The organism is Ideonella sp. (assembly GCF_041918995.1).
Lineage (GTDB): Bacteria > Pseudomonadota > Gammaproteobacteria > Burkholderiales > Burkholderiaceae_C > Ideonella.
This window is the reverse complement of record NZ_JAYRUN010000002.1, coordinates 16353-41717: the sequence shown is the minus strand read 5'-3', so window position 1 is coordinate 41717 and position 25365 is coordinate 16353. Positions and strand designations below refer to the sequence as shown.

Below are 25365 nucleotides of genomic sequence, written 5' to 3'. Positions count from 1 at the left end.
GCGAAGGAAGCGGCCCATACTCATGCCATCCATGAACGGCATCGATGCATTGGACCTGGACGGCCACCTGCTGGCGCTGCTGGTGGCGGTGCACGACACCGGCTCGGTCACCCGGGCGGCGGAGCGCCTGGGGCTGAGCCAGTCCGCGGTGAGCCACGGCCTGGACCGGCTGCGCGCGCTCACGGGCGACGCGCTGTTCGTGCGCAGCGGCCGGGGCATCGCGGCCACGCCGCGCGCGGCCGAGCTCGCGGGCCGCGCCGAGGCGCTGCTGGACGGCCTGCGCGGCTTCGCGGCGGCGCCCGGGTTCGAGCCCGCGAGGCTGGCCGCCTGTGTCACCGTGGCCGCCAACGACCTGCAGCGCGACCTGCTGCTGCCCGCCTGGCTGCGCCGGGTACGCAGCGCGGCGCCGGGGGTCACGCTGCGCGTCATCCCCTCCGGCGCACCGCGCGCCGAGCTGCTGCGCGACGGCGGCTGTGACCTGCTGCTCACCCCGCGCCCGCCCGAGGCCGGCGACATCGTGCACCGGCGCCTGTTCGAGGACCGCCATGCGGTGTTCTTCGACGCCGCCGTGCGCCCGCCGCCTGCCGACATGGCCGATTACCTGCGCAGCGAGCACGTGAGCGTGCAGTACGAGCAGCCGCGCCGGGCCCTGGAGATCGACGACTGGCTGGCTGCGCAGGGCGTGGCGCGCCGGCTGGTGGCCACGGTGCCGGGCTTCGCCGGGGTGGCCGCCCTCCTGCACGGGGGGCCCTGGCTGGCCACGATGCCATCCCGGCTGGCCGGTGGCGTGCTGCGCGGCCTGGGCTGCGCACCGGTGCCGCGGCCCACGCCGCCGCTGCCCATGTACCTGGCCTGGCACACGCGCCAGCATGCCGACCCGGCGATGCAGTGGCTGCGCGGGCAGCTGATGGAGGTGGCGGCCGCGCTGTGACGCGTCGGCCGAGGGCCAGACCCCTCAGTCCACCTCGGCGTCGTGGGCCGGCTGGTCGAACAGCACCAGGCCCACGATGAGCAGCGCGGTGGCGGGCAGCATGGCCAGCGGGTGCACGATGCCTGCCACCAGCGGCAGCACCATCAGGAACAGGCGCAGGCCCCAGCTGTACATCAGCCCGGCGCGGCGCACGTGCCGCGCCGCGGTGGGGTTGAGCGCCTGGCGCTCGGGGTGCCCCACCGGCATGGACATGATGAAGCTGGCGTGGCTGTAGTGCCGCGTGGACAGGGCCGAGCACACGTAGGACGCGAACAGCGTGGCCACCAGCACCGCCTGCAGCACCGTGTGCAGGGTGTGCTCGGTGGACCAGCGCGCCAGGTTGGCCACCAGCGAGGCACCCACCATGCTGAGCGCGCCCATCACCGCCAGCGCGGCGGTGGACGCCGAGATGGACGCGGCCATCAGCGAGTTGCGCAGCGACTGCACCGCCACGATTTCGAAACCGGGCTGGTCGCCCAGCGCCCGGACCCAGTGCATGCGCAGCCGCGCGTTGGCGTAGCGGGCGAGCTTCTCGGGCTGCTGCCGGCCGACGTGGTGCACGCGCCACTCGTAGCCGACGAGCAGGGCCACGCTGAGCATGAAGCCGCCCCAGGACCACCAGGTGTTCATGCGGCGGATGATAGGCGTGGCCCGGCGCAGGGTTCATGCGCCTGTCACGGCCGCTGGCCAGCATGCGCGCACTTCGATCACACGCCCGAGGATGCGCATGACCCGACCCTCCCTCCGCCCGGTGGCCGCCGCCACCGCCGCCCTGGCCGCCGCGCTGGTGGCACTGCCCGCCATCGCCGCCGGCACGCTCAGCGGCTTTGCCGTGATGCCCGCCGACACCTTCGCGCCCGGGCCCACGTCCGGCCAGTTCGCGAGCGGCGCCAACGGCGTGACGCTGCCCCTGGTGGACCGCCAGCCGGTGCAGGGCTTCTCCGCCGTGCTGCCCGGCCCGGTGGAGGGAAGCTTCCGCGTCATGCCCGACAACGGCTTCGGCACCAAGGCGAACTCGCCCGACGCGCTGCTGCGCCTGTACACCGTGACGCCTGACTTCCGCCGTGTGGAAGGCGGCTCGTTGGTCGGCGCCGGCGTGGTGCACGCGGCCGACCGGCATACCGGCTTCGCGCTGCCGGCCTTCGACGAGCGCAGCTTCATCACCCTGCACGACACCGACCACCGCCTCGGCTTCGGCCTGGTGGCCGACGCGGCCACCTACCCCTACGCCGGCAGCGGCCCGGGCAGCGCCGACATCCCGGTGGACCGCGCCATCGCCAAGCGCCGGCTGCTGACGGGCGGCGACCTGGACATCGAGTCGGTGCGCATGGACCGCAAGGGCCGGCTGTGGTTCGGCGACGAGTTCGGGCCCTTCCTGGTGCAGGCCAACGCCAACGGCAAGGTGCTGCGCGCCGAGGTGCCGATGCCGGGCGTGCAGTCGCCGGACAACCCGCACCTGGACGGCGGCACGCCCACGCTGGGCCGCTCCAAGGGCTTCGAGGGCATGGCGATCAACGCCGCGGGCAACCTGCTGTTCACGCTGCTGGAGGGCACCGTGACCGGCGACGCCCCGGGCACCCTGCGCATCAACGCCTTCGACATCCCCACGGCGCATTACACCGGGCGCCACTGGCTGTACCGCCTGGAGCCGCAGGGCACGGCCATCGGCGACATGACGGCGGTGAACAACCACCAGTTCCTGGTGATCGAGCGCAACGGCACCGAGGAGCCGCGCTTCAAGAAGGTCTTCCTGATCGACCTGAACGACCGCGACGACGCGGGCTACGTGCGCAAGACCGAGGTGGTGGACCTGATGGCCATCGCCGACCCCGACGACCTGAACCAGGACGGCCAGTCGACGTTCACCTTCCCGTGGGTGACCATCGAGGACGTGCTGGTGCTGGACGAGCGCACGATCCTGGTGATCAACGACAACAACTACCCCGGCAGCAGCCGCGACGCCGGCGTGCCCGACCGCACCGAGTTCCTGCGCCTGACGCTGGACCAGCCGCTGCCGGTGAAGAGCGAGGTGGCGCTGCGTTGAGTTGGCGCCCTGACCGTCCGCAGCCTGACCGCTGCGTCCGGCCAGGGCGCCCCCATTCCGTTCGGCCTGAGCTTGTCGAAGGCCCTCGTCGCCCAGGTGGAGCAGGCCCCCACCGGCACCCGCCCCGGGCGGCTCATGCGTCCGCGCCCTCGGCCTCGCGGCCGAGGGTGCCCTGCGATGCTCGGCCGCGGGTCGCGCGGCTCAACTCGCTTCGCTCACTGGCGTTCGCTGCGCTCGGACAGTCGCCGCGAGTCAGTTCACAAGGCGCGCCCTTGGCGCGCCGACCCGCAGCCTGCGCTTCTCGGCGCTGCCGAAATCGCCACCCGGGGCGGGCACCGGCGCGGGCGGGTGAGCGGCTCGTCCTTTCACGAGGCCCTGGCCCTCCCTTGCCGCTGCGCCGACGCAGCTCCGGCACCCCCGACACCGGCCCCGCCGGGCGATTTGGGGAGCGGCGAGAAGCGCAGGACGGCCGGCAGCGCGCCGTTGCGGCGCGCTTCGTCCTCTGACTCGCCGTCCGGTGTCTGAGCGCAGCGGGCGGCAGCCCGCGCAGCGAGTTCGGCGGCGTGCCGGCTGGCCGAGCATCGCAGCGGACCGTCGGCCGCCAGGCCGAGGGCGCGGACGAATGAGCCCGGCGGGGTCGGTGTCGGGGGTGCCGCGCGACGACCGTCGCGCCGATCGCTGGCACTCATACCAGGCTGCCACGGCGCCGGGCGCCGGGCAGCGTCAGTACTCCTCGGTGTCGATCTCGGCCTGGGTGGCGGGGTGGTAGCGCGCACCCTGCACGCGCCCCGGGGCGAACAGTGCGGCGGCGCGCGCGAGCAGCTCGGCTGGGAGTGGCAGCGCACCGGCGCCCAGGTCGTCGTCCAGGTGGTCGATGCGGGTGGTGCCCGGCAGGGCGATGATGTGTTCGCCTTGCGCGAGCACCCAGGCCAGGGCCAGCTGGGCCGGGGTGCAGCCGGCCTCGGCGGCCAGCGCGCCCAGGGCGTCGGCCAGGGACAGGTTGTGCGCGTAGGCGGCGGGGGCGAAGCGCGGCATGGCGCGGCGGATGTCCTTGGCGTCGAGCGCCGACACGTCACGCAGCGTGCCGGGCAGGAAGCCGCGCGCCAGCGGGCTGAAGGCCACGAACGCGGTGCCCAGCTCGCGGCAGGCATCCAGAACGGCGATCTCCGGGTTGCGCGTCCACAGCGAGTACTCGGACTGCACGGCGGTGATCGGGTGCACCGCGTGCGCGCGCCGCAGCGTGGCGGCCGAGACCTCCGACAGGCCGATCGTGCGCACCTTGCCGGCGCGCACCAGGTCGGCGAGCGCACCCACCGAGTCCTCGATGGGCACCGCCTTGTCCCAGCGGTGCAGGTAGTACAGGTCGATCACGTCGGTGCGCAGGCGCTGGAGCGATGCGTCGCAGGTGCGCTTGATCGTCTCGGGGCGGCCGTCGATCACCCGCTTGATGCCGCCCTCGCCGGGCACGCCCGTCATGCCGCATTTGCTGGCCAGCACGAACTCGCGGCGGTGCGGCCCCAGGACGCGGCCGAACAGGTCCTCGTTCGCCCCGAAGCCGTAGAGCGCCGCGGTGTCGAACAGCGTCACGCCACGGTCCAGCGCATGGCGCAGCAGCGCGCTGGCCTGCTCGAACGACGGCGGCTGGCCATAGGCGTGGCTGAGGTTCATGCAGCCCAGGGCCACGGGCGCGACGCGCCAGGGCCCGAGGGCGCGCGGGGCGCCGAGGGAGGTGGGCACGGCCGCCATGCCGGTCAGCCCCGCTGGAGCTGCTGCTCCAGCGCGTGCAGCACTTCGTAGCAGGGCAGCACCTGCGCCACGCTGGCGTTGGGCTCGCGCCGCTCGCGGATGGCGGCGAAGAACTCGCGGTCCTGCAGCTCGATGCCGTTCATCGACACGTCCACCGCCGACACGTCGATCTGCTCGTCCTTGCCGGTGTAGAGGTCGTCGTAGCGGGCGATGTAGGTGGCGGTGTCGCCGATGTAGCGGAAGAAGGTGCCCAGCGGCCCGTCGTTGTTGAAGCTCAGCGACAGCGTGCAGATCGCCCCGTTGGCCGCCTTGAGCTGGATGGACATGTCCATCGCGATGCCCAGCGTGGGGTGGATGGGGCCCTGGATCGCGTTGGCCTGCACGATGGGGCTGCCGCACTGGTAGGCGAACAGGTCCACCGTGTGCGCGGCGTGGTGCCACAGCAGGTGGTCCGTCCAGCTGCGCGGCTGGCCCAGCGCGTTCATGTTGGTGCGCCGGAAGAAGTAGGTCTGCACGTCCATCTGCTGGATGGCGAACTCGCCCGCGGCGACCTTCTTGTGCACGTACTGGTGGCTGGGGTTGAAGCGCCGGGTGTGGCCGCACATGGCCACGAGCCCGGTCTCGCGCTGCAGCTGCACCACCTCGCGCCCGTCGGCCAGCACGTCGCACAGCGGGATCTCCACCTGCACGTGCTTGCCGGCCTTCAGGCAGGCGATGGCCTGGGCGGCATGCATCTGCGTGGGCGTGCACAGGATGACGGCGTCCACCTCCGGCCGGGCCAGGGCCTCGTCCAGCTCGGTGGTGACGTGGCCGATGCCGTACCTGGCGGCCACCTCGCGCGTCTTGTCCAGGTCCCGGCTGATGAGGGAGACGACCTCGACGCCGTCGATGTGGCGGATGCCGTCCAGGTGCTTGATGCCGAAGGCGCCGGCACCGGCGAGGGCGACTTTCATGGGGTCTCCTTGCGGATGCGTGTCAGGGACGAGGGGGTCACTTGGGTGCGTACTTGGCCAGGATGGCCTTGGCCTCGGCCGCGAGCTTCTTGCCGTCGGCGCCCTTGGCCGCCACGTCCTTCATCCAGTCGTCGTCGACGTTGGCGGTGGCGGCCTCCCAGCGCTTGAGCTCGGCCTCGGGGATGACGGTGATGGTGTTGCCGCGGTCACGCGCCAGCTTGCTGAACGCCTCGACCTGCGCGTCGAAGCCCTTCTCGCCGGCCCAGGCGGACACGGCCAGGCCGGAGTTGTCGTCGATCACCTTCTTCAGGTTGGGCGGCAGGCTGTCGTACTTGGCCTGGTTCATGCCGAACAGGAAAATGGAATTGGCGAAGCGCGGGCTGCCCTTGGGCGCGTCCAGGTGGTACTTGGCGATCTCGTACAGCTTGGTCGCGGGCATGGCCTCCCACGGCACCAGCACGCCGTCGACCACGCCCTTGCTCAGCGCGTCGGCCACCTGGGGCAGCGGCATCTGCACGGGGGTGCCGCCCAGGCCGGCCACCATCTTGGCGCTGATGCGCGTGGCGGTGCGGATCTTCATGCCCTTGAGCTGCTCCATCTGCGTCACCGGCTTGTTGCTGTGCAGCACGTAGCCCTCGGTGGTGTGCATGAACAGCGGCTTGACGCCCTTGAACTCGTCGAGCGAGAACTTCTGGGTGTACTCCCACAGCGCCTGCGAGCCCTGCTTGGCATTCACCGCCATGAAGGGCAGCTCGAACACCTCGGTCTTGGCATAGCGGCCCGCCGAGTAGGTGGGAATGGTCCAGATGATGTCGGCCACGCCGTCGCGTGCCTGGTCCACCAGCTGCGGCGGCGTGCCGCCCAGCTGCATGGCGGGGAAGATCTGGCACTTCAGGCCGCCGGCGGATTCCTTGGCGATCTTCTCGCACCACGGCGAGATGATGTTGACGTGCGCGTTGGAGCTGGGCGGCAGGAAGTGGTGCACCTTCAGCACCACCTCGGCCTGGGCGCCTGCGGCGCCGAGCAGGGCCAGGGCAGCGGCCAGCGGGGCCAGGCGGACGGAGGGGGCAGTGCGGGCGGTCGTCATGGTCTTGTCTCCAGGTGTCGTCGGGCGGGGAAAGGGGGTCGGGCGGCGGCTCACGTCAGCCGGTGCACCAGCCACAGCGCGATGCCGGGGAAGGCGATCAGCAGGGCCAGGCGGAGGAAGTCGGTGACCAGGAAGGGCACCACGCCCTTGTAGGTCTCGGTCATGGGCACGTTCTTGGCGAGCCCGTTCATGATGTAGACGTTCAGGCCCACGGGCGGGAAGATCATGCCGATGGCGCACACGGTGAGGATGAGGATGCCGAACCACAGCGCCTTGTCCGTGGGACCCAGGCCGAAGAAGTCCAGGCCCATGATCACCGGGAAGATCACCGGCACGGTGAGCAGGATCATGGACATCTCGTCCATCACGCAGCCGAGGATGACGTAGAAGACCATGATGGCCGCCATCACGGCCACCGGCGGGATCTGCGCGTGCGCCACGATGTCGGCCAGCTGGTTCGGCAGCTGCGACAGCGCCAGCGCCGCGTTGATCATGTCCGCGCCGATGAAGATCAGGAAGATCATGCCGCTGGTGGATGCGGTGCTGCGGATCGCCTCCAGCACGCCCGCGCGGCGCAGCTGCCCGCCGGCCACCGCGGCCACGAAGGTGAGCACGGTGCCGATGGCCGCGCCCTCGGTGGGCGTGAACACGCCGCCGTAGATGCCGCCGAACACCGCCAGGAAGATGCCCAGGATGGGCCACACCCGCAGCGTGGCCTGCACCACCTGCGCGCCCGTGGCGGGCTGCACCTCGGGCGCATGCTCGGGCTTCCAGCGCACGGTCACCGCGATGGCGATCACGTAGCCGATGGCGGCGAGCAGCGCCGGCACATAGGCCGCGAGGAACATCTTGGTGATGTTCTGCTCGGTGAGGATGGCGTACACCAGCAGCGTCACCGACGGCGGCAGCAGCACGCCCATGGTGCCGCCCACCGCCAGCGAGGCGGTGGCCAGCCGGCCGGAGTAGTGGATGCGGCGCATCTCGGGGTAGGCCACCTGCGCGATGGTGGCGGTGGTGGCCACGGTGGAGCCCGAGATGGAGCCGAAGGCCGCGCAGGCCAGCACGCCGGCCATGGCCATGCCGCCCTTGAAGCGCCCGAGCAGCGCGTTGGCGAAGTCGAACAGCGCCTTGGACAGCCCGCCGTGCACGGCGAAGGCGCCCATCAGCATGAACAGCGGGATGACGGACAGGTCGTACACCGACACCCGCCCGTACACCGCGCCCTTCAGGTGGGCCAGCAGCGGCAGCCAGCCGGCCAGGGCCACGTAGCCCACGGCGCCCGGCACGAACATGGCGATGGCGATGGGCACGCGCAGCGCCATCAGCACCAGCATGGCGCCGAACAGGGTGAGGCCGATCTGCAACGAGCTCATGCGCGGGCCTCGATCACGTGTTCCACGGTCTGCCAGGCCCCCACGGCGGCCGCCAGGGCCAGGCCGGGCAGCATGCCGAAGTAGGGGATCCACACCGGGATGGACATCAGCATGGAGGTCTCGCCGTTCTCGCGCGCGGCCAGGCCGCCGGCGGCCACCCGCCAGCACACCAGGGCCAGCACCAGTGCGTACAGCAGCGTGCCCAGGCCGTCCAGCCAGGCACGCGGCCGGGCGGCGGTGCGCTGGGTGAAGAAGTCCACGATGATGTTGGCGCCGCGGAACTGCGTGTACGGCAGGAAGCAGGCGATGCACACCGCGCCGCCGAGTTGCACCAGCTCCACGTCGCCCTGGATGGGGCTGGAGAACAGGGCGCGGCCCAGCACGCTGGTCACGGTGATGCCGGCCATGCCCAGCAGCAGCAGGCAGCCGATGCCGGCGGACACGTCGCACAGGCGGTGCAGGACACGGGCGATGCCGCGTTCCTGCGCTCGAAGGTAGGGCACGAGAAGGTCCTTTCGCTGCGCCTGGCTTCAGCCGGCGTGGTCTTCCAGGATGAGGTGGCCGACGGCCGTGTTGGACGCGGGCACGTGGTAGAAGCGCCGCGCCACCGTGGGGGCCGGGCCGGCACCGGCCACGTCGGCCATGGCGCCGCGGGCGATGAGCCACATCACCAGCTCGATGCCCTCGGAGCCCGCCTCGCGCACGTAGTCCAGGTGCGGCACCTGGGCCAGGCCGGCGGGGTCGGCGATCAGGCGGTCCAGGAAGGCGTTGTCCCAGGCGCGGTTGATCAGGCCTGCGCGCGGGCCCTGCAGCTGGTGGCTCATGCCGCCCGTGCCCCAGACCTGCACGTTGAGGTCCTCGTCGAAGCTCTCCACCGCGCGGCGCAGGGCCTGGCCGAGCTGGAAGCAGCGACGGCCCGAGGGAACGGGGTACTGCACCACGTTGACCGCGAAGGGAATCACGCGGAAGGGCCACGCACCCTGCACCGGGTCCTGCTTGCCGCACATCAGCGACAGCGGCACGGTGAGGCCGTGGTCCACGTCCATGCGGTTGGCGATGGTGAGGTCGAAGTCCTCCTGGATCACGCTCTGCGCGATGTGCGCCGCCAGCTCGGGGTGGCCCACCACGGTGGGCACCGGGCGCGGGCCCCAGCCCTCGTCGGCCGGCTGGAACTCGGCCGCGCAGCCGATGGCGAAGGTGGGGATGAGCTCCAGGCTGAAGGCCGTGGCGTGGTCGTTGTAGACCAGGAACACGACATCGGGCCGGTGCTCGCGCAGCCACTGCTGCGAGGGCTCGTAGCCCTGGAAGACCGGCTGCCAGTAGGGCTCGGCGGATTTGCCGAGATCGAGCGCCGCGCCGATGGCCGGCACGTGCGAGGTGTACACGCTCGCGGTGATGCGGGCCATTACTTCTTCTCCCCGGTCTGTTCGTGGGCGTAGCGGTTGCCCTCGGGCGAACGGCCGCCCGCCAGCATCATGGCGGCGTACTCCTCCTGCGTCATGCCGGTCATGGAGGCCGCCATGTACTGGAAGCTCTTGCCGTCGGTGGCGCCGACCTTGGCCAGGAAGTAGATGTTCCCGCCCAGCGCGATGCAGCGGTTCAGGTCACGCGCCAGCACGGCCTGCTTCTGGTCCTCGGTCATCGGCCACTCGTCGAGGTAGGCGCGTTCGTCGGCCTTGAAGCGCTCGCGGTTGGCGGCCTTCATCAGCGACATGCAGAACTGGTTGAGCCAGTAGCCCTGGCGCGAGCGGTCGGCGTCGAAGATGGTGGTGCCGGGAATGTCGTCGTATGGCTTGTGCAGTGCCATCAGCAGGACTCCTTCACTTCTTCGGGCCAATACAGGCGCATGGGGTTGTCCACGAGCAGGCGGCGCTGCAACTCGGGCGTCGGCGCGATGTGGGGGATGAAGTCCACCAGCAGGCCGTCGTCAGGCATGTGGTCCTTGAGGTTGGGGTGGGGCCAGTCGGTGCCCCACAGCACGCGGTCGGGGAAGGTCTCGACGATGCGGCGCGCGAAGGGCACGACATCGCGGTACGCTGCCTGTTCGCCGCCGAGCGCGCGCGGGCCGCTCACGCTCAGCCGCTCGGGGCAGCTGACCTTGCTCCACACGTTCGGGTACTCGCGCATGAACTTCACGAACAGCTCGAACTCGGGGCCGTCGACCGGCTGGGTCACGTCGGGCCGGCCCATGTGGTCGACCACGACGGTGGTGGGCAGGCGGGTGAAGAAGTCCCACAGCTCGGGCAGGTCGACAGCCTCGAAGTAGATCACCACGTGCCAGCCGAGCGTGGCGATGCGCCCGGCGATCTCCATCAGCTCGTCCTTGGGCGTGAAATCCACCAGGCGCTTGACGAAGTTGAAGCGCACGCCGCGCACGCCGGCTGCGTGCAGGCGCTGCAGCTCGTCGTCGGTGACGCTGCGCTTGACGGTCGCCACGCCACGCGCCTTGCCCTGGCTGGCGATGCACGCATCGACCATCGCGCGGTTGTCGGCCCCATGGCAGGTGGCCTGCACGATCACGTTGCGCGCGAAGCCCAGGTGGTCGCGCAAGGCGAACAGCTGCGCCTTGCTGGCGTCGCAGGGCGTGTACTTGCGTTCGGGGGCGAACGGGAACTCGTCGCCGGGGCCGAACACATGGCAGTGCGCGTCCACCGCGCCCGCAGGCAGCTGAAATGTCGGCTTGGCGGGCCCGGCGTACCAGTCCAGCCAGCCGGGGGTCTTCTCGAAAGGCATCTCAGTCCCTCTTCAGCGATTGCAGGATGCGGTCGGCTTCCACGCGCCAGTCGGCGCTGCGCGCGAAGGCGGGCGTGCCGCGCTCGCCGAAGAGCCCGTCGTCGGCCAGGTCGGCCACCCAGGCCTGTCGCTCGGCGGTGCCGCTGGCGCTGTGCGGCTCGAGGCCGGCTTCGCGCACGGTCTGGGCCACTTCACGCACCTCTTCGCTGCGGCGGCGGCCATGCTCGATGACGCGCTGGAAGAAGTACGCGCCCTGCTTCTCCCAGTCGATGCCGGGGAGGGTTTCCGCCAGCGACGCCAGCACGGCGTCTTCCACGCCGTAGTGGCGCGCGGCGGTGAAGCTCTCGATGACCATCGCCTCCAGGCCCTTGATCATGACGCTGCGGCACATCTTGGTGGCCGAGGCGACGCCCAGCTGCGGGCTGCTCACCCTGGCCGCGAAGCCGAGGCCATTGACGATGGGCTCCAGCGCCGCGGCGTCGGGGCCGCCCAGCAGCAGCGGCACCTGGATGCGGTACGGCGGCACGCTGGTCATCACCGCGCCTTCCACGTAGCGGCCGCCCGCGGCGTTCACGAGCTCGGCCGCACGGCACTTGGCGCCGGGGCTGGCGGAGTTGAGATCGAGGAAGAAGGCCCCCGCGGCGAGGGCCGGCGCGCACGCCTCGGCCACCGGCACCGCCTGGCTGGCGGTGACCGCGCTGAGCACCAGTTCGGCGCCCTGCACCGCCTCGGCGTGCGACGCCGCCAGGCGCACGCCCAGGCCGGCCGCGTGGGCACGCAGGGTGTGGCCGCGTGCGTCGGCCAGCTTCAGGTCATGGGCCGTGAGCGTGTGGCCGGCGGGTGCCAGGTCCTCGGCCAGGATGCGGCCGACTTCGCCATAGCCGATGAGCGAGATGTGCATGGCGTGGCGTCAGTCGATGTAGCGCAGGCCGGCCTGGGCCAGCGGCTCGCGCATCTTGTACATGTCGAGCCCGAGCACGCCGGACGCCAGCTTGGCGCGCTTGTCGGCCTCGTTGGCCTCGCGGGCGCTGGCCGCGGCCAGCGTCTTCTCGGCCACTGCGCGCGGCACGCAGACCACGCCGTCGTCGTCGGCCACGACGACGTCGCCCGGGGTGACGAGCTGGCCCGCGCACACCACCGGGATGTTCACCGAGCCCAGCGTGGCCTTGATGGTGCCCTTGCTGCTGATGCACTTGCTCCACACCGGGAAGCCCATCTCCTGCAGCGTCTTCACGTCGCGCACGCCGGCGTCGATCACCAGCGCACGCGCGCCGCGGGCCATGAAGGACGTGGCCAGCAGGTCGCCGAAGTAGCCGTCGGTGCAGGGCGCGGTGATGGCCGCCACCACGATGTCGCCCGGGCGCACCTGCTCGGCCACCACGTGCATCATCCAGTTGTCGCCCGGGTGCAGCAGCACGGTCACCGCGGTGCCTGCCACCTGCGCGCCCGGGTAGATCGGCCGCATGTGCGGCTGCAGCAGGCCCACGCGGCCCATGGCCTCGTGCACGGTGGCGCTGCCGAACTTCGCCAGGGCATCGGCCGTGGCGCTGTCGGTGCGGGTGATGTTCCGGTAGACGACACCGAGCTGGTACATGTCACAGGCCTTTCGCGCGCAGGGCGGCATCGAGCCGCGGGAAGACACGACGCGCATTGCCCTCGTAGACCAGGTGCTTCTGCTCCGGGGTGAGCGTGCTGGCCTCGATGTAGCGCCGGGTGTCGTCGTAGTGGAAGCCGGTCTCGGGGTCGATCCCGCGCACGGCGCCGATCATCTCGCTGGCGAACAGCACGTTCTCCACCGGCATCACGCGCGTCAGCAGGTCGATGCCGGGCTGGTGGTACACGCAGGTGTCGAAGAACACGTTCTTCAGCAGGTGGTCCTTCAGCAGCGGCTTCTTCATCTCCTGCGCCAGCCCGCGGTAGCGGCCCCAGTGGTAGGGCGCGGCGCCGCCGCCATGGGGGATGACGAAGCGCAGGGTGGGGAAGTCGGTGAACAGGTCGCCCTGGATCAGTTGCATCACCGCCGTGGTGTCGGCGTTGATGTAGTGTGCCCCGGTGGTGTGGAAGCACGCGTTGCACGAGGTGCTCACGTGGACCATGGCGGGGATGTCGTACTCGACCATCTTCTCGTAGATGGGGTACCAGTGGCGGTCGGTCAGCGGGGGGCTGTTCCAGTGGCCGCCCGAGGGGTCGGGGTTCAGGTTGATGGCCACGGCACCGTACTGCTCCACGCACTTCACCAGCTCGGGCAGGCAGGTGGCCGGGTCCACGCCGGGCGACTGCGGCAGCATGGCCGCCGGAATGAAATGCTCGGGGAACAGCTGCGCCACGCGGAAGCACAGCTCGTTGCAGATCGCGGCCCAGGTGGCGGACGTCTGGAAGTCGCCGATATGGTGGGCCATGAAGCTGGCGCGCGGCGAGAAGATGGTCAGGTCCGAGCCGCGCTGGCGCATCAGCCTGAGCTGGTTGGTCTCGATGGACTCGCGGATGTCGTCGTCGCTGATGACCAGCTCGCTGGCGCGCGGCGCCAGCGCCGGGTCGGCCAGGCCGGCGATCTGCCGGTCGCGCCAGGCGCCCAGCGCGGCGGGCGCGGTGGTGTAGTGGCCGTGGACGTCGATGATCATGCGGGGTGTCCTTTCCAGACGGAAGCCGGCACCAGCACCTCGCCGCGCATCAGCGCGCGGGCGGTGCGCAGCAGCGCGGCCTGGGTCACTCGGGTGGGGTCGTTCGGGTCGGTGGCCAGCGCCACGCTGAATTCGCCGGTGGGGTGTTCCACCGACACGCGGCGCGTGCCGTCGGCCTCGGGCGCGGGCAGCTCGGCCACCCCGTCGCACACCGAGCCGGGCAGCACGCAGGCCGTGCCCACGGTGACGGCGGCCAGCACGCCGATGGCGTCGTGGCACACGTGCGGGATGAAGCTGCGCGTGGCCAGCGCGCCGCCCGCGCGCGGCGGCGCGATCAGCGTCATCTTGGGGTAGTTCTTGTCGCGCACGTCACCCAGGCCCATGCGCGGCGCGATGGCCAGGCGCAGCGCTTCCAGCCGTGTCTTGAGCTCGGTGTCGGCGTTCAGCTCGGCGACGGTCTCGGCACCCGTGCGGCCCAGGTCCTGGGCGCGCAGGATCACCAGCGGCATGCCGTTGTCGATGCAGGTCACGTCCAGCGTGAACGGCGCGAAGCCCTCGCCCTGCACCGTGACCGTGTCGCGCACCGCGCCGGTGGGCAGCAGGCCCGGGCACACGGAGCCGGCGGTGTCGAGGAAGTTGATGGTCACCGGGGCGGCGGTGCCGGGCACGCCGTCGATGCGTGCGTCGCCCGCGTAGGTGATCTCGCCGCCGGGCGTGCAGACGGTGATGTCGCAGGCCATGTCGGTGTTGAGCGTCAGCACCCGGAAGGTGCTGGTGTCGCCCCGGGCGGCCACCAGGCCGGCTTCCAGCGCGAAGGGCACCACGGCCGCGAGCATGTTGCCGCAGTTGGGCGTGGTGTCGACCGTGTCCTTCTCGGGCTGCAACTGCGCGAACAGGAACTCCAGGTCCACCCCCGGGCGCTGGCTGGGCGCGACGATGCCCACCTTGCTGGTGAGCGGGTGGGCGCCGCCCAGGCCGTCGATCTGGCGGCGATCCGGTGAGCCCAGCGCGGCGAGCAGCACGCGGTCACGCGTGGCGGTGTCGGCCGGCAGGTCCGCGGCCCGGAAGAACGTGCCCTTGGACGTGCCCCCGCGCATCAGCAGGCAGGGCAGGGCGGTTTGCGACGGCATGGTGCGACGGCGGTTTCCGAGAAGCGGTGGCGCATTCTGGAAACGCCGGGCCATGCCGGCTATGGAGTGGGCGGACTAGCAGCTATGTCGCTTCGGCATGGCCGACGCGACCTCGGGGCCGGTCAGTGGCGGTGGCCGTGCCCGTCGTCGTGGCCGTGGCCATGCCCGTGGTCATGCCCATGGTCGTGGCCACACCCCGGCCCGTGCACATGCGGCTCATGGGCGTGGTGGGCGTGCCCGCAGCCCGGGCCGTGCACATGGGGCGCCGGGGCGGCCACCACGCGCGGCAGGCCGGCGTCACCCTCGCGCTGCACACGCAGCAGGCTGCCGTCCTCGGCCACCAGCACGTCGCCGGTGCGCAGCTCGGTCGCGCCGGCCAGGTCCACGCGCAGGGCGCGCCCCTGGTCGTCCACGGCGTCAAAGGCCCCGGCGGGCGCGCCGGTGGCCGGCAGGGCGAGCACGGGGGCGCGCCTGACGAGGGCAGCGGCCAGGCCGCGGCCCTGGGGCATGAGCCGGGAGACCTTCAGGGGCGGCAAGGGGGTGGCGTAGGAGGTACTCATGCGTTGATAATAACATCCGTTATAACGTACCCATGCTGTCATGACCGTGCTGAAACTGACCCAGATCGGAAACTCGGTCGGGGTGATCCTTCCCAAGGACGTCCTGGCCCGGCTGAAGCTGGAAAAGGGCGACACCGTCTATCTGGTGGAGGCGGCCAACGGCGTCACGCTGTCGCCCTACAACGACGAGTTCGAGCACCAGATGGCCGAGGCGCGACGGATCATGAAGAAGCGTCGCCAGGTGCTGCGCGAACTCGCCAAGTGAGCGACGCCACGCGGTGGGTTTGGCTGGATCCGGCCGTGCTGCGCGCGGTGCACCAGGAGCAGTTGGCCGAGCATGGCGGCTTGCCCGGTGTGCGGGACGCCGGCCTGCTCGAATCGGCGGCGGCGCGCCCTGGTCAGCTTGCCGCATATGGCAGCCCGGATGTGGCGGCGCTGGCGGCTGCCTACGCGCACGGCATCGCCCGCAACCATCCGTTCGCCGATGGCAACAAGCGCACTGCGTTCGTGGCGATGGAGTTGTTCCTGGCTTTGAACGGTCACACGCTCGACGCGGAGGATGCCGAGTGCGTATTGACGATGTGGGCGGTCGCGGCCGGCACCCTCGACGAGCCAGCGCTGGCGGGGTGGATCCGTCGCCACCTGGGTGCGTGCGGGCAGGGAACCTGACAGGGTGCGGATAATCCACCGCCACATGTCGGATCGCTCCCCTTCTTCGCCTCGCTGGCGCGCAGGCCTTGGTGCCACGTGCGCCCTGCTGTTCCTGGCCGCCGGCTGCAGCCACACGTCGCCGGCCAAGCTCAAGGTCTACCAGAACGAGGGCTTCGAGGCCGACGAGACCTTTTCGCGGCTGTTCGATGCGCCGGTGAGCCGCACCTGCGAGGCCGCGCGCCGCGCGCTGCTCAGCCAGGGCTACGTGCTGTCGGTCGTCAAGCCCGACCAGCTCAACGGCAGCAAGCGCTTCCAGCCGGAGGGCGACGTGCACGTGCAGATCGAGTTCCACGTGGTGTGCGCGCCGGACGGCCCCGGCGGCCAGCTGGCCACCGCGTACGTGAACGCCCTGCAGGACCGCTACACGCTCAAGAAGAACCCCAACTCGGCCAGCCTGGGCCTGTCGGCGATCGGCTCGGTGTCCATCCCGCTGGCGGCGAGCGACGACTCGCTCGTCAAGGTGGCCAGCGAGACCATTCCCGCCGGCCCGTTCTACGACCGCTTCTTCGCGCTGATGCACCGCTACCTGCGCGACCAGAGCGACGTGGCCGACGAGCCTGCGGCCACCCCCGTGCCGCGTCCCGGGCCGGCGCCGGCCAACGCGGCCAGCGCCCCCTGAGGCGCCCGCTGCGCGCCCCCCGCCCGCCCCACCCTCCCATGCCGGACACCGCCGCGGCCACCCACCATGGGCTCATGCAGCGGTTCGTCTTCACGGGGGCGGCGGCCATCGCCGCCTTCAGCGTGGGCATGGCCTGGTTGCTCACCGGCTTCATCGAAAGCCGGCTGCTGCAGCGCGACGCGGTGCTGAGCCGCGACTTCGTGCAGAGCATCGTCACCACGCAGCACGTGGCCGCCGCCCTGCGCGCGGGGCGGGTGGACGGCGAGGCGGGCTTCACCGAGTTCTTCAGCCACGTGGCCGCGATGCCGGACGTGCTGCGCGCCAACCTGTACACCACCGACCGGCGGGTGCTGTGGTCCAGCCGCCCCGAGATGATCGGCCGCGCGTTCCCGGACAACGACGAGCTGGACGACGCCTTGCGCGGCGAGGTGGTGGTGCACCGCGAGGAGGGCGACGACGCCCCGGACGCGAAGCCGGAGCACATGCTGCTCGGCGCCCGGCCCTCCGAATTCGTCGAGAACTACCTGCCCGTGTACGACGAGACGGGCCGGCTGGTGGGCGTGGTGGAGCTGTACCGCCGGCCGCTGGCCTTGATCGAGGCCATCCTCAGCGGCCAGCGGCTGGTGTGGGCGGGGGCGCTGATCGGCGCGCTGTTCCTGTTCGCCAGCCTGGCCTGGTATGTGCGCCGCATCGCCGGCGCCCTGCGCGAACAGCAGGCCCGGCTGGTCGAGGCCGAGGCGCTGGCCATGGTGGGCGAGATCTCCGCGTCGGTGGCGCACAGCATCCGCAACCCGCTCGGCTCCATCCGCAGCTCGGCGGAACTGCAGCGCGAGCTGGGCGGCGAGGCGCCTGCCGGCCTGGCCGACGAGGTCATCGCCCAGACCGAGCGCATCGAGCACCTGGTGCGCACGCTGCTCAGCTATGCGCGCGGCCCGGTGGACGCGCACGGCCGGGCGGACCTGGGCCAGGCGCTGCACGACGCGCGGGCGCGCTTCCACAGCGAGTTCGCCGGGCAGGGCAAGCCGTTCGAGGCCACCGTGCCCGAGGGCCTGGGCGAGGTGGCCGTGGACCCGGTGCTGCTGGCGCAGATGCTGGCCTCGCTGCTGTCGAACGCCGCCGAGGCCACGCGCGCGGGCGAGGGCGTGCGGCTGGCCGCCGAGCGCGCGGGCCGGCAGGTGCGCATCGTCGTGGAGGACCAGGGGGCGGGCATCGCCGCCGCCGCGCTGGGCGACGTGGGCCGCCCCTTCTTCACCACCAAGCCGCGCGGCCTGGGCCTGGGCCTGGCGCTGGTGCGGCGGGTGGCCGAGCGCCTGGGCGGCGGCCTGGACGTGGCCAGCGACGGACCCGGGCTCGGCACGCGGTCCACCCTCACCCTGCCCCTGCACACGCCATGAGCCGAGCCATCCTGATCATCGACGACGAAGCCACCCTGGCACGCAACCTGGCGCTGTACCTGGAGCGCCAGGGCTGGGAGGCGCGCGTGGCGGGCTCGGGCGAGGACGGCCTGGCGCAGTTCAACGCCTTCCGGCCCGACGTGGTGCTGCTCGACCACAACCTGCCCGGCATGACCGGGCTGGAGGCGCTGCAGCGCCTGCGCGCGCTGGACCCGGCGGTGTGCGTCGTGATGATGACGGGCCACGGCGGCATCGACCTCGCGGTCAAGGCCATGAAGGCGGGCGCCGCGGACTACCTCACCAAGCCGCTGGGCCTGGCCGAGCTGAAGCTGCTGCTGGAGCGCCTGATCAGCCATGGCCGGCTGGAAACGGCGGTCCACTACTACAGCCAGCGCCAGGCCGACCACAGCGGCCTGGACAAGATCATCGGCCGCTCGCCGGCCATCGTGGCCCTGCGCACGCGCATCGCCACGCTGCTGGAGTCCGAGCGGCAGCTGGCCGACACCGACGCGCCGGCCGTGCTCATCCACGGCGAGACGGGCACCGGCAAGGAGCTCGTGGCGCGCGCCCTGCATTTCGACGGCCCGCGGCGCGATGCGCCGTTCGTGGAGCTGAACTGCGGCGCCTTGCCCGCCCAGCTGGTGGAGGCCGAGCTGTTCGGCTACGAGCGCGGGGCCTTCACCGACGCCCGCCAGCGCAAGGCAGGCCTGGTGGAGACGGCCGAGGGCGGCACCCTGTTCCTCGACGAGATCGCGGAGGCGGATGCGTCCACCCAGGTGAAGCTGCTCAAGCTGCTGGAGGACAAGCGCTTCCGGCGCCTGGGTGGGCTGCGCGACCAGCCGGTCAACGTGCGCATCGTGAGCGCGAGCCACCGGCCGCTGGCGCAGATGGTGCAGGAGGGCCGGTTCCGCGCCGACCTGTACTACCGCCTGCGCATCGTGGAGCTCACGGTGCCGCCGCTGCGCGAGCGCGGCGACGACATCCTGGAGCTGGCGCAGCACTTCCTGCGGCTGCACGGCCACCGCTACCGCAAGGGGGACCTGCGCCTGTCGGACGCCGCAGCCGCGGAGATGCGGCGCCACCCCTGGCCGGGCAATGTGCGCGAGCTGCGCAATGCCATGGAGCAGGCGGCGCTGCTGGCGGCCGGGCAGGAGGTGGGCGTGCGCGACCTGGGCTTCGCCGCGGCCGCGCGCCCGGGTGCCGGCACTGCCGCCGACCAGGGGCCACCGGACGCGGGCAGCGCGCCGGGCACGGAGGGCGGCGAGGATGAGGACCTGAACCTCGAGCGGGCCGAACGCCGCCTGATCGAACGTGCGCTGCAGCGCACCCGCCAGAACGTCACCCAGGCCGCGCGCCTGCTGGGCGTGAGCCGCGACACCCTGCGCTACCGGCTGGACCGGCTGGGGCTGCGTCCGCCCGACGCCTGAGCGGGTCAAATCCCCCGGGGCTGGGGCCAGGCCCGTGGGGCATTTCCCCCACTGCGCTCGGTGGCGAGCGGGTGCGGGACCCGGCCGGCGTGCCCACCTGGCCCGGCGTCTGCCGAAAACTCGTTGGGCGACAAGCACTTGCGTTCCATCCCCCTAGAAATGTGATGCAAGCACATTTCGTGGCACAGGCCTTGCCATTTACCAGGTGTCCCGGGCGGTGCCGCGCACGGGCCCCTTCCCGCCGGGCGGCCGTGGTGCCGCATGACCGTCCGGCGGACCCTGATCGATGCCGCTTCACTCTGAGAGAGACATTTCCATGACCAAGACCCTGATGACCGTCGGTGCCTTCACCTTGCTGGCTGCCCTGTCCGTGGACGCCAGCGCTGCCCTGCGCGTGAAGTGCGAGACCCGGTCGGACCGTTCCCGCGCCTCCGTCGATGGCAGCAACCTGCGCAGCGGGCTGTACTCGTCGATGATCACCTCTGGCCCCAACACCGCCCAGAGCCCGCAGGAGCAGACGGTGGGCGACGAGGTGGAGTTCGACTTCGACAGCAACCGCCGCGACATCCGCCAGGGCGCCACGCCGATCGCCAAGAACTTCATCGTGAACAACACCGTCACCGGCAGCCTGCTGGACGCCAGCGGCAACGTGCTGGAGAGCAAGACGGTGAGCTGCCGCCGCAACTGATCTGCCCGGTCGCACCCCGAAGGCCCGCCGCGCGCGGGCCTTTTTTTGTTGCCCGCATGGCCCGCAGGGGCGGGTTGCCCCCAAGTGCTGGCTGCCGAAATGCGGACGTACACTGACGATCTCCTTGCCACCCGAGACGCCCTTGACCGCGCCCGTCCATCAGCTCGTCATCGGCGACCACCTCGCCCGCAGCGTGCGCGGCGTGCCGGGTGCTCCGCCGGACCGGCCCGCGCGCCCGGCGCGCTGAGCCTTCCCGTCTCGTCCTGCGCGCCGCCTCGCGCGCACCACCGGAGCACCACATGGCCGACCTGTTTGAGAACCCCATGGGCCTGATGGGGTTCGAGTTCGTCGAATTCGCCTCCCCCACCCCGAACCTGCTGGAGCCGCTGTTCGAGCGGCTCGGCTTCACCCTCGTCGCCCGGCACCGCTCGAAGCAGGTGCTGCTGTACCGCCAGGGCGGCATCAACTTCATCGTCAACAACGAGCCGCGCAGCCATGCCGCGTACTTCGCCGCCGAGCACGGCCCCAGCGCCTGCGGCATGGCCTTCCGGGTGAAGGACGCCCACGCGGCCTACTACCGCGCGCTCGAGCTGGGCGCCCAGCCCATCGAGATCCCCACCGGCCCGATGGAGCTGCGCCTGCCGGCCATCAAGGGCATCGGCGGCGCGCCGCTGTACCTCATCGACCGCTTCGAAGACGGCAAGAGCATCTACGACATCGATTTCGAGTTCCTGCCGGGCGTGGAGCGGCACCCCGTGGGCCATGGCCTGAAGGTGATCGACCACCTCACGCACAACGTCTACCGCGGGCGCATGGCCTTCTGGGCCGGCTTCTACGAGAAGCTGTTCAACTTCCGCGAGATCCGCTACTTCGACATCCAGGGCGAGTACACCGGCCTGACCAGCAAGGCCATGACGGCGCCGGACGGCAGGATCCGCATTCCGCTGAACGAGGAATCCTCCAAGGGCTCCGGCCAGATCGAGGAGTTCCTGATGCAGTTCAACGGCGAGGGCATCCAGCATGTGGCGCTGCTCACCGACGACCTGAAGGCCACCATCGACCGCCTGCAGATGAGCGGCGTGCCGCTGATGACCGCCCCCAACGACGTGTACTACGAGATGCTGGCCGAGCGCCTGCCCGGCCACGGCGAGGACGTCGGCTCGCTCAAGACGCGCGGCATCCTGCTGGACGGCACCACCGGTGGCGCGCCCGGCGGCGCGCCGCGCCTGCTGCTGCAGATCTTCTCGCAGAAGCTGCTGGGCCCGGTGTTCTTCGAGTTCATCCAGCGCAAGGGCGACGACGGCTTCGGCGAGGGCAACTTCAAGGCGCTGTTCGAGTCGATGGAACGCGACCAGATCCGCCGCGGCGCGCTGAAGACCGCCGAGGCATGAGCCAGGATCTCACCACCGGGCAGCGGACCGGGCGCCGGGCCGCTCCCAAGCCGGGCCGCGTCCCCAGGGGGGACCGGCCGATGTACCCATCGGACGAGGGGCAGACATGAAGATCGAGCGGATTCACCACGTCGCCTACCGCTGCAAGGACGCGAAGGAAACGGTCCTGTGGTACCAGCGCATGCTGAAGATGGACTTCGTGCTGGCCATCGCCGAGGACCATGTGCCCTCCACCAAGGCGCCGGACCCGTACATGCACGTGTTCCTCGATGCCGGCCAGGGCAACGTGCTGGCCTTCTTCGAGCTGCCCACCCAGCCGCCCATGGGGCGTGACCCCAACACGCCGGAGTGGGTGCAGCACATCGCCTTCAAGGTGAAGGACCGCGACGAGCTGCTGGCCTTCAAGGACCACCTCGAGGCCGAGGGCGTGGACGTGCTGGGTGTCACCGACCACGGCATCTTCCACTCCATCTACTTCTTCGACCCCAACGGCCACCGCGTCGAGCTGGCCTGCCCGGACCCGGAGGAAGAGCGCCAGCTGCGCGAGCTCGACGCCGTGAAGTGGGACATGCTGGAGGAGTGGTCGAAGACGCGCCGCGCGCCGCGCCACGCGGCCTTCCTGCACGCCAAGGAGTTCGACGGCATGGAGGGCTCGGCATGAGCCGGCCCGACCTGAGCGCGGACGACACGCTGGACGCCGCCCTCACCAGCTGGGTCGAGTCGGCCAACGGCGAGCATGCCGACTTCCCCGTGCAGAACCTGCCCTTCGGCCGCTTCCGGCCGGCGCCCGACGCCACCTGGCGCATCGGCGTGGCCATCGGCGACCAGGCGCTGGACCTGCGTGCCGCCGGCCTGCTGGACCACGACGACATGAATGCGCTGATGGCGCTGCCCGCGGCCGAGCGCCGTGCGCTGCGCCGGCGCCTGTCGCAGGGGCTGCGCACCGGCTCGGCGGAGCAGGCCGAGTGGTCCGCCGCGCTGCACCCCCTGGCGCAGGTAGAACTGGGCCTGCCCTGCCGCATCGGCGACTACACCGACTTCTACACCAGCATCCACCACGCCACCACCGTGGGCCGGCAGTTCCGCCCGGACAACCCGCTGCTGCCCAACTACAAGTGGGTGCCCATCGGCTACCACGGCCGCGCCTCCTCGGTGCTGCCCAGCGGCCAGGCCTTTCACCGGCCCTGCGGGCAGACGCGACCGCCCACCGCCGCGCCGGACGCGCCGCCGCACGTCGGGCCGTCGCGCCGCCTGGACTACGAGCTCGAGCTGGCGATCTTCGTGGGGCCGGGCAATGCGCTGGGCGAGCCGGTGCCCATCACGCAGGCCGAGGACCATGTCTTCGGCATCGCGCTGTTCAACGACTGGAGCGCACGCGACATCCAGGGCTGGGAGTACCAGCCGCTGGGCCCGTTCCTGGCCAAGAACTTCGCGAGCACCGTGTCCCCGTGGGTCGTGACACTGGAGGCCCTGGCCCCGTTCCGCCGGCCCTTCCAGCGGCCCGAGGGCGACCCGGCGCCCCTGCCGTACCTGGACAGCCCGCACAACCGCAGCCACGGCGCCATCGACATCACGCTCGAGGTGTGGCTGCAGACGGCCGCCATGCGCGCGGCCGGCCACGCGGGCGACCGGCTGTCCACCTCCAACTACGCCGACGCCTACTGGACCCTGGCCCAGCTGGTCACGCACCACACCGTCAACGGCTGCAACCTGCAGCCGGGCGACCTGCTGGGCAGTGGCACGCTCAGCGGCCCGGCGCCCGAGCAGGGCGGCTCGCTGCTGGAGCTGTCGGCCGGCGGCAGGCAGCCGCTCACCCTCAGCAACGGGGAGCAGCGCAGCTTCCTGGAGGACGGCGACACGGTCGTGCTCAAGGGCTGGTGCGAGCGGCCGGGGCAGCGCCGCATCGGCCTGGGCGAGTGCCGCGCCCAGGTGCTGCCGGCGCGGTCGTCGGCCCCCTGACGGAGGTGCTCAGCGCGCCGATGCGGCGCGCCGAGCGGGCGCCTTCACGGCCCCCTTGGCCAGCACCTTCGGCGCCGCCTTGGGCGCCAACTTCGTGCTCGCCTTGGTCGCGGCCTTTGCGGGGGCCTTGGCCGGGGCCTTTGCCGTGGCCGTGGCGGCCTTGACCGCCTTCGTCGCCTTGGCGGGAACCGGGCCGGACCGCAGGGTGTCCTTCAGCTCCTTGCCGGCCACCCGCATCGCGCGGGTCGAGGCCTTCTGGTAGGCGTCCACCGCCGCCTCGCGCAGGGCCACGGCCCGTTGCAGCGCCTGCTCGAAGCGCTCGGGCGTGTAGGTGTTCTCGGTGCCGATGTACACGTTCACCCGCTTGGCCGATTCGCCGAAGCGGGGCAGCAGCACCGCCAGGCTGCAATCGCGCACGCGCCCGCCGCGGCGCTGCCGCACGATGGGACCGGAGATACCCACGGGCAGGTCGCTGGACTTGTTGTGGTTGGGCCGCTGCTGCAGGCGCGACGGCGCCGGCAAGGTCGCGATGCGGCGCACCAGTTCCTTGGTGGCGGCTTCCAGCGCCGCCGCGGCACCACTGCCGTCGGTGGTGTGGTCCGAGAACAGCTTGGTGCCGCCGTAGCGCAGCTGCCAGCCGTGCGTGGCCAGGTGATCGATTCTTTGGATGTTCTGCGGCACCTTGAAGGCGTGGCCGCTGAAGATCACCACATCACGGTACTTCATTGAGATTCCTCGGTACAACTGGATGAACCTCCCCGAGCCCGGGAGTGTAGCGGCAACCTAACCTTCTTATGGGGCTGACGCGGGAAATCCGGGGGGCGAACCGGTCCGGCGAGCCGGCCTGACCGACAATGGACGGTTCGGCGGCTGCCCCTAGCGCCAGCGCGCGCAGGATGGCCGCCAGGGCGACGCAAGGGCGACGCAGGGGCGACGCAAGGGGGCCGCAGGAGGGCATGACGTGAATCTGACGGGTTGGAAGGGGGCCATGTGGCCGGCTTGATGTTCAAGAACCTCGTGATCTACCGCGCCACGGGGGCAAATGGCGTGCCGTGGGAGCCCGACCTCACCGAGGTGGAGACCGCGCTGCAGGCCGGCCGCTTCCTGCCCTGCGGGGCGACGCAGCCGGTGTCCAGCGGCTGGGTGCCGCCGCGCCGCGGGGAGCCCGGGCGCGATGCGCAGGCGCCCCTGGTCGAATCCGTGGGCGGCCAATGGGTGCTGCGCCTCATGGTGGAGCAGAAGGTGCTGCCGGGGGCGGTCGTCAAGCGCCGTGTCGAGGAGTTGGCGCGCCAGGCCGAGGCCGCCACCGGGCGCAAGCCGGGCAAGCGCCAGACGAAGGAACTGAAGGAGGAGGCCGTGCTGGCGCTGCTGCCGCAGGCCTTCACCAAGCAGGCGTCGTCGCTGGTGTGGATCGATCCGCGGGCCGGCCTGCTGATGGTGGACGCGGGGAGCGCCCGCCGGGCCGAGGACGCCGCCAGCCTGCTGGTGCAGGCCCTGCCCGGCCTGTCGCTGCGGCTGCTGCAGACGCAGACGGCACCGGCGACCGCCATGGCCGCCTGGCTGGTGGAGGGCGAAGGCCCCGCCGGCTTCAGCGTGGACCGCGAGTGCGAACTGAAGTCCACCGACGAGATGAAGTCGGTGGTGCGCTACGCCCGCCACCCGCTGGACACGGAGGAGGTGCGCGCCCACGTGCAGGCCGCGGGCAAGCAGCCCACCCGGCTGGCGCTGACGTGGAAGGGCCGGGTCAGCTTCGTGCTCACCGACACCCTGCAGGTCAAGAAGCTCAGCGTGGACGACGGCATCGCCGAGCACGGCAAGCCGCGCGACGCCGACGAGGGTTTCGATGCCGACGTGGCGATCGCCACCGGCGAACTGCGCCAGCTCATCCCCGACCTGGTCGAGGCGCTGGACGGCGAACAACCGGTGACGTGACGGACTGGCCGCCGGCCCGTCCGGCCG

The 25365-nt window shown here is 71.4% G+C and carries 27 protein-coding genes; 12 read left to right on the top strand and 15 right to left on the bottom strand.

Annotation, left to right across the window (positions count from 1 at the left end):
- Positions 1–31 precede the first annotated feature (31 nt).
- Positions 32–931 carry a LysR family transcriptional regulator gene (locus tag ACE3UN_RS01970; RefSeq protein WP_374673229.1) on the top strand — a complete coding sequence of 300 codons (900 nt, stop codon included), beginning with the start codon at positions 32–34 and terminating at the stop codon, positions 929–931.
- A 24-nt stretch (positions 932–955) separates the two neighbouring features.
- Here ACE3UN_RS01970 and ACE3UN_RS01965 read toward each other — a convergent pair whose 3' ends face one another.
- Complete coding sequence (locus ACE3UN_RS01965) at positions 956–1600, bottom strand: DUF599 domain-containing protein (protein ID WP_374673228.1); 645 nt, start codon at positions 1598–1600, stop codon at positions 956–958.
- 97 nt (positions 1601–1697) lie between these two features.
- Here ACE3UN_RS01965 and ACE3UN_RS01960 point away from each other — a divergent pair, with 97 nt between their 5' ends.
- Positions 1698–3014, top strand: a complete 1317-nt coding sequence (locus tag ACE3UN_RS01960) for an esterase-like activity of phytase family protein (RefSeq protein ID WP_374673227.1) — start codon at positions 1698–1700, stop codon at positions 3012–3014.
- 723 nt (positions 3015–3737) lie between these two features.
- Here the strand turns inward: ACE3UN_RS01960 and ACE3UN_RS01955 are convergent.
- The 13 genes from ACE3UN_RS01955 to ACE3UN_RS01895 form a co-directional block, all read right to left on the bottom strand.
- The gene (locus ACE3UN_RS01955) at positions 3738–4751 is read right to left on the bottom strand and encodes an aldo/keto reductase (protein ID WP_374673226.1); all 1014 of its coding nucleotides are present in this window, start codon (positions 4749–4751) and stop codon (positions 3738–3740) included.
- Positions 4752–4765: 14 nt separating this feature from the next.
- Positions 4766–5713: a Gfo/Idh/MocA family oxidoreductase gene (locus ACE3UN_RS01950; protein WP_374673225.1), complete on the bottom strand. Its 948-nt coding sequence runs from the start codon at positions 5711–5713 to the stop codon at positions 4766–4768.
- A 37-nt stretch (positions 5714–5750) separates the two neighbouring features.
- Entirely contained in the window at positions 5751–6800 is a 1050-nt protein-coding gene (locus ACE3UN_RS01945) for a TRAP transporter substrate-binding protein (RefSeq protein WP_374673224.1), read from the bottom strand.
- 50 nt (positions 6801–6850) lie between these two features.
- Positions 6851–8173, bottom strand: a complete 1323-nt coding sequence (locus ACE3UN_RS01940; RefSeq protein WP_374673223.1) for a TRAP transporter large permease — start codon at positions 8171–8173, stop codon at positions 6851–6853.
- Positions 8170–8676 carry a TRAP transporter small permease gene (locus ACE3UN_RS01935; protein ID WP_374673222.1) on the bottom strand — a complete coding sequence of 169 codons (507 nt, stop codon included), beginning with the start codon at positions 8674–8676 and terminating at the stop codon, positions 8170–8172. Before ACE3UN_RS01935 ends, ACE3UN_RS01940 begins: the two co-directional genes overlap by 4 nt.
- Positions 8677–8703: 27 nt before the next feature.
- Positions 8704–9579 carry a class III extradiol dioxygenase subunit beta gene (locus ACE3UN_RS01930; protein WP_374673221.1) on the bottom strand — a complete coding sequence of 292 codons (876 nt, stop codon included), beginning with the start codon at positions 9577–9579 and terminating at the stop codon, positions 8704–8706.
- On the bottom strand, positions 9579–9980 hold the full coding sequence (gene ligA, locus ACE3UN_RS01925; RefSeq protein WP_374673220.1) for a protocatechuate 4,5-dioxygenase subunit alpha: 402 nt from the start codon (positions 9978–9980) through the stop codon (positions 9579–9581). The genes ACE3UN_RS01930 and ligA overlap by 1 nt, the downstream gene beginning before the upstream one ends.
- On the bottom strand, positions 9980–10906 hold the full coding sequence (locus tag ACE3UN_RS01920; RefSeq protein WP_374673219.1) for an amidohydrolase family protein: 927 nt from the start codon (positions 10904–10906) through the stop codon (positions 9980–9982). The genes ligA and ACE3UN_RS01920 overlap by 1 nt, the downstream gene beginning before the upstream one ends.
- Position 10907: 1 nt before the next feature.
- Positions 10908–11807 carry a DUF1932 domain-containing protein gene (locus tag ACE3UN_RS01915; RefSeq protein ID WP_374673218.1) on the bottom strand — a complete coding sequence of 300 codons (900 nt, stop codon included), beginning with the start codon at positions 11805–11807 and terminating at the stop codon, positions 10908–10910.
- 9 nt (positions 11808–11816) lie between these two features.
- Positions 11817–12500, bottom strand: a complete 684-nt coding sequence (ligK, locus tag ACE3UN_RS01910; protein WP_374673217.1) for a 4-carboxy-4-hydroxy-2-oxoadipate aldolase/oxaloacetate decarboxylase — start codon at positions 12498–12500, stop codon at positions 11817–11819.
- A 1-nt stretch (position 12501) separates the two neighbouring features.
- Positions 12502–13527, bottom strand: a complete 1026-nt coding sequence (locus tag ACE3UN_RS01905; protein ID WP_374673216.1) for an amidohydrolase family protein — start codon at positions 13525–13527, stop codon at positions 12502–12504.
- The gene (locus tag ACE3UN_RS01900) at positions 13524–14657 is read right to left on the bottom strand and encodes a 4-oxalomesaconate tautomerase (protein ID WP_374673215.1); all 1134 of its coding nucleotides are present in this window, start codon (positions 14655–14657) and stop codon (positions 13524–13526) included. Before ACE3UN_RS01900 ends, ACE3UN_RS01905 begins: the two co-directional genes overlap by 4 nt.
- A gap of 122 nt (positions 14658–14779) precedes the next feature.
- A complete protein-coding gene (locus ACE3UN_RS01895) occupies positions 14780–15217 on the bottom strand; it encodes a hypothetical protein (protein ID WP_374673214.1) in 438 nt (145 codons plus the stop codon).
- Positions 15218–15257: 40 nt separating this feature from the next.
- Here ACE3UN_RS01895 and ACE3UN_RS01890 point away from each other — a divergent pair, with 40 nt between their 5' ends.
- The 9 genes from ACE3UN_RS01890 to fahA all read left to right on the top strand — a co-directional run bounded on the left by ACE3UN_RS01890 (position 15258) and on the right by fahA (position 23406).
- On the top strand, positions 15258–15482 hold the full coding sequence (locus tag ACE3UN_RS01890; protein ID WP_374673213.1) for an AbrB/MazE/SpoVT family DNA-binding domain-containing protein: 225 nt from the start codon (positions 15258–15260) through the stop codon (positions 15480–15482).
- Complete coding sequence (locus tag ACE3UN_RS01885; RefSeq protein ID WP_374673212.1) at positions 15479–15886, top strand: type II toxin-antitoxin system death-on-curing family toxin; 408 nt, start codon at positions 15479–15481, stop codon at positions 15884–15886. The genes ACE3UN_RS01890 and ACE3UN_RS01885 overlap by 4 nt, the downstream gene beginning before the upstream one ends.
- Positions 15887–15911: 25 nt before the next feature.
- Positions 15912–16547 (top strand): DUF2242 domain-containing protein, encoded by a 636-nt coding sequence (locus tag ACE3UN_RS01880; RefSeq protein WP_374673211.1) that lies wholly within the window; start codon positions 15912–15914, stop codon positions 16545–16547.
- Between the two features lie 38 nt (positions 16548–16585).
- Positions 16586–17941, top strand: a complete 1356-nt coding sequence (locus ACE3UN_RS01875) for a sensor histidine kinase (protein ID WP_374673210.1) — start codon at positions 16586–16588, stop codon at positions 17939–17941.
- Positions 17938–19368 (top strand): sigma-54-dependent transcriptional regulator, encoded by a 1431-nt coding sequence (locus tag ACE3UN_RS01870; protein WP_374673209.1) that lies wholly within the window; start codon positions 17938–17940, stop codon positions 19366–19368. Before ACE3UN_RS01875 ends, ACE3UN_RS01870 begins: the two co-directional genes overlap by 4 nt.
- A gap of 316 nt (positions 19369–19684) precedes the next feature.
- Complete coding sequence (locus tag ACE3UN_RS01865; RefSeq protein WP_374673208.1) at positions 19685–20056, top strand: hypothetical protein; 372 nt, start codon at positions 19685–19687, stop codon at positions 20054–20056.
- Between the two features lie 299 nt (positions 20057–20355).
- Positions 20356–21447 (top strand): 4-hydroxyphenylpyruvate dioxygenase, encoded by a 1092-nt coding sequence (gene hppD / locus ACE3UN_RS01860; protein ID WP_374673207.1) that lies wholly within the window; start codon positions 20356–20358, stop codon positions 21445–21447.
- Between the two features lie 106 nt (positions 21448–21553).
- Positions 21554–22108 carry a VOC family protein gene (locus tag ACE3UN_RS01855; protein ID WP_374673206.1) on the top strand — a complete coding sequence of 185 codons (555 nt, stop codon included), beginning with the start codon at positions 21554–21556 and terminating at the stop codon, positions 22106–22108.
- The gene (fahA, locus tag ACE3UN_RS01850; RefSeq protein ID WP_374673205.1) at positions 22105–23406 is read left to right on the top strand and encodes a fumarylacetoacetase; all 1302 of its coding nucleotides are present in this window, start codon (positions 22105–22107) and stop codon (positions 23404–23406) included. The genes ACE3UN_RS01855 and fahA overlap by 4 nt, the downstream gene beginning before the upstream one ends.
- A 9-nt stretch (positions 23407–23415) precedes the next feature.
- Here the strand turns inward: fahA and ACE3UN_RS01845 are convergent, their stop codons facing one another.
- Entirely contained in the window at positions 23416–24132 is a 717-nt protein-coding gene (locus ACE3UN_RS01845) for a hypothetical protein (protein ID WP_374673204.1), read from the bottom strand.
- A 276-nt stretch (positions 24133–24408) separates the two neighbouring features.
- Between ACE3UN_RS01845 and ACE3UN_RS01840 the strand changes: the two genes are divergently transcribed.
- The gene (locus ACE3UN_RS01840; protein WP_374673203.1) at positions 24409–25338 is read left to right on the top strand and encodes a recombination-associated protein RdgC; all 930 of its coding nucleotides are present in this window, start codon (positions 24409–24411) and stop codon (positions 25336–25338) included.
- Positions 25339–25365: the final 27 nt, after the last annotated feature.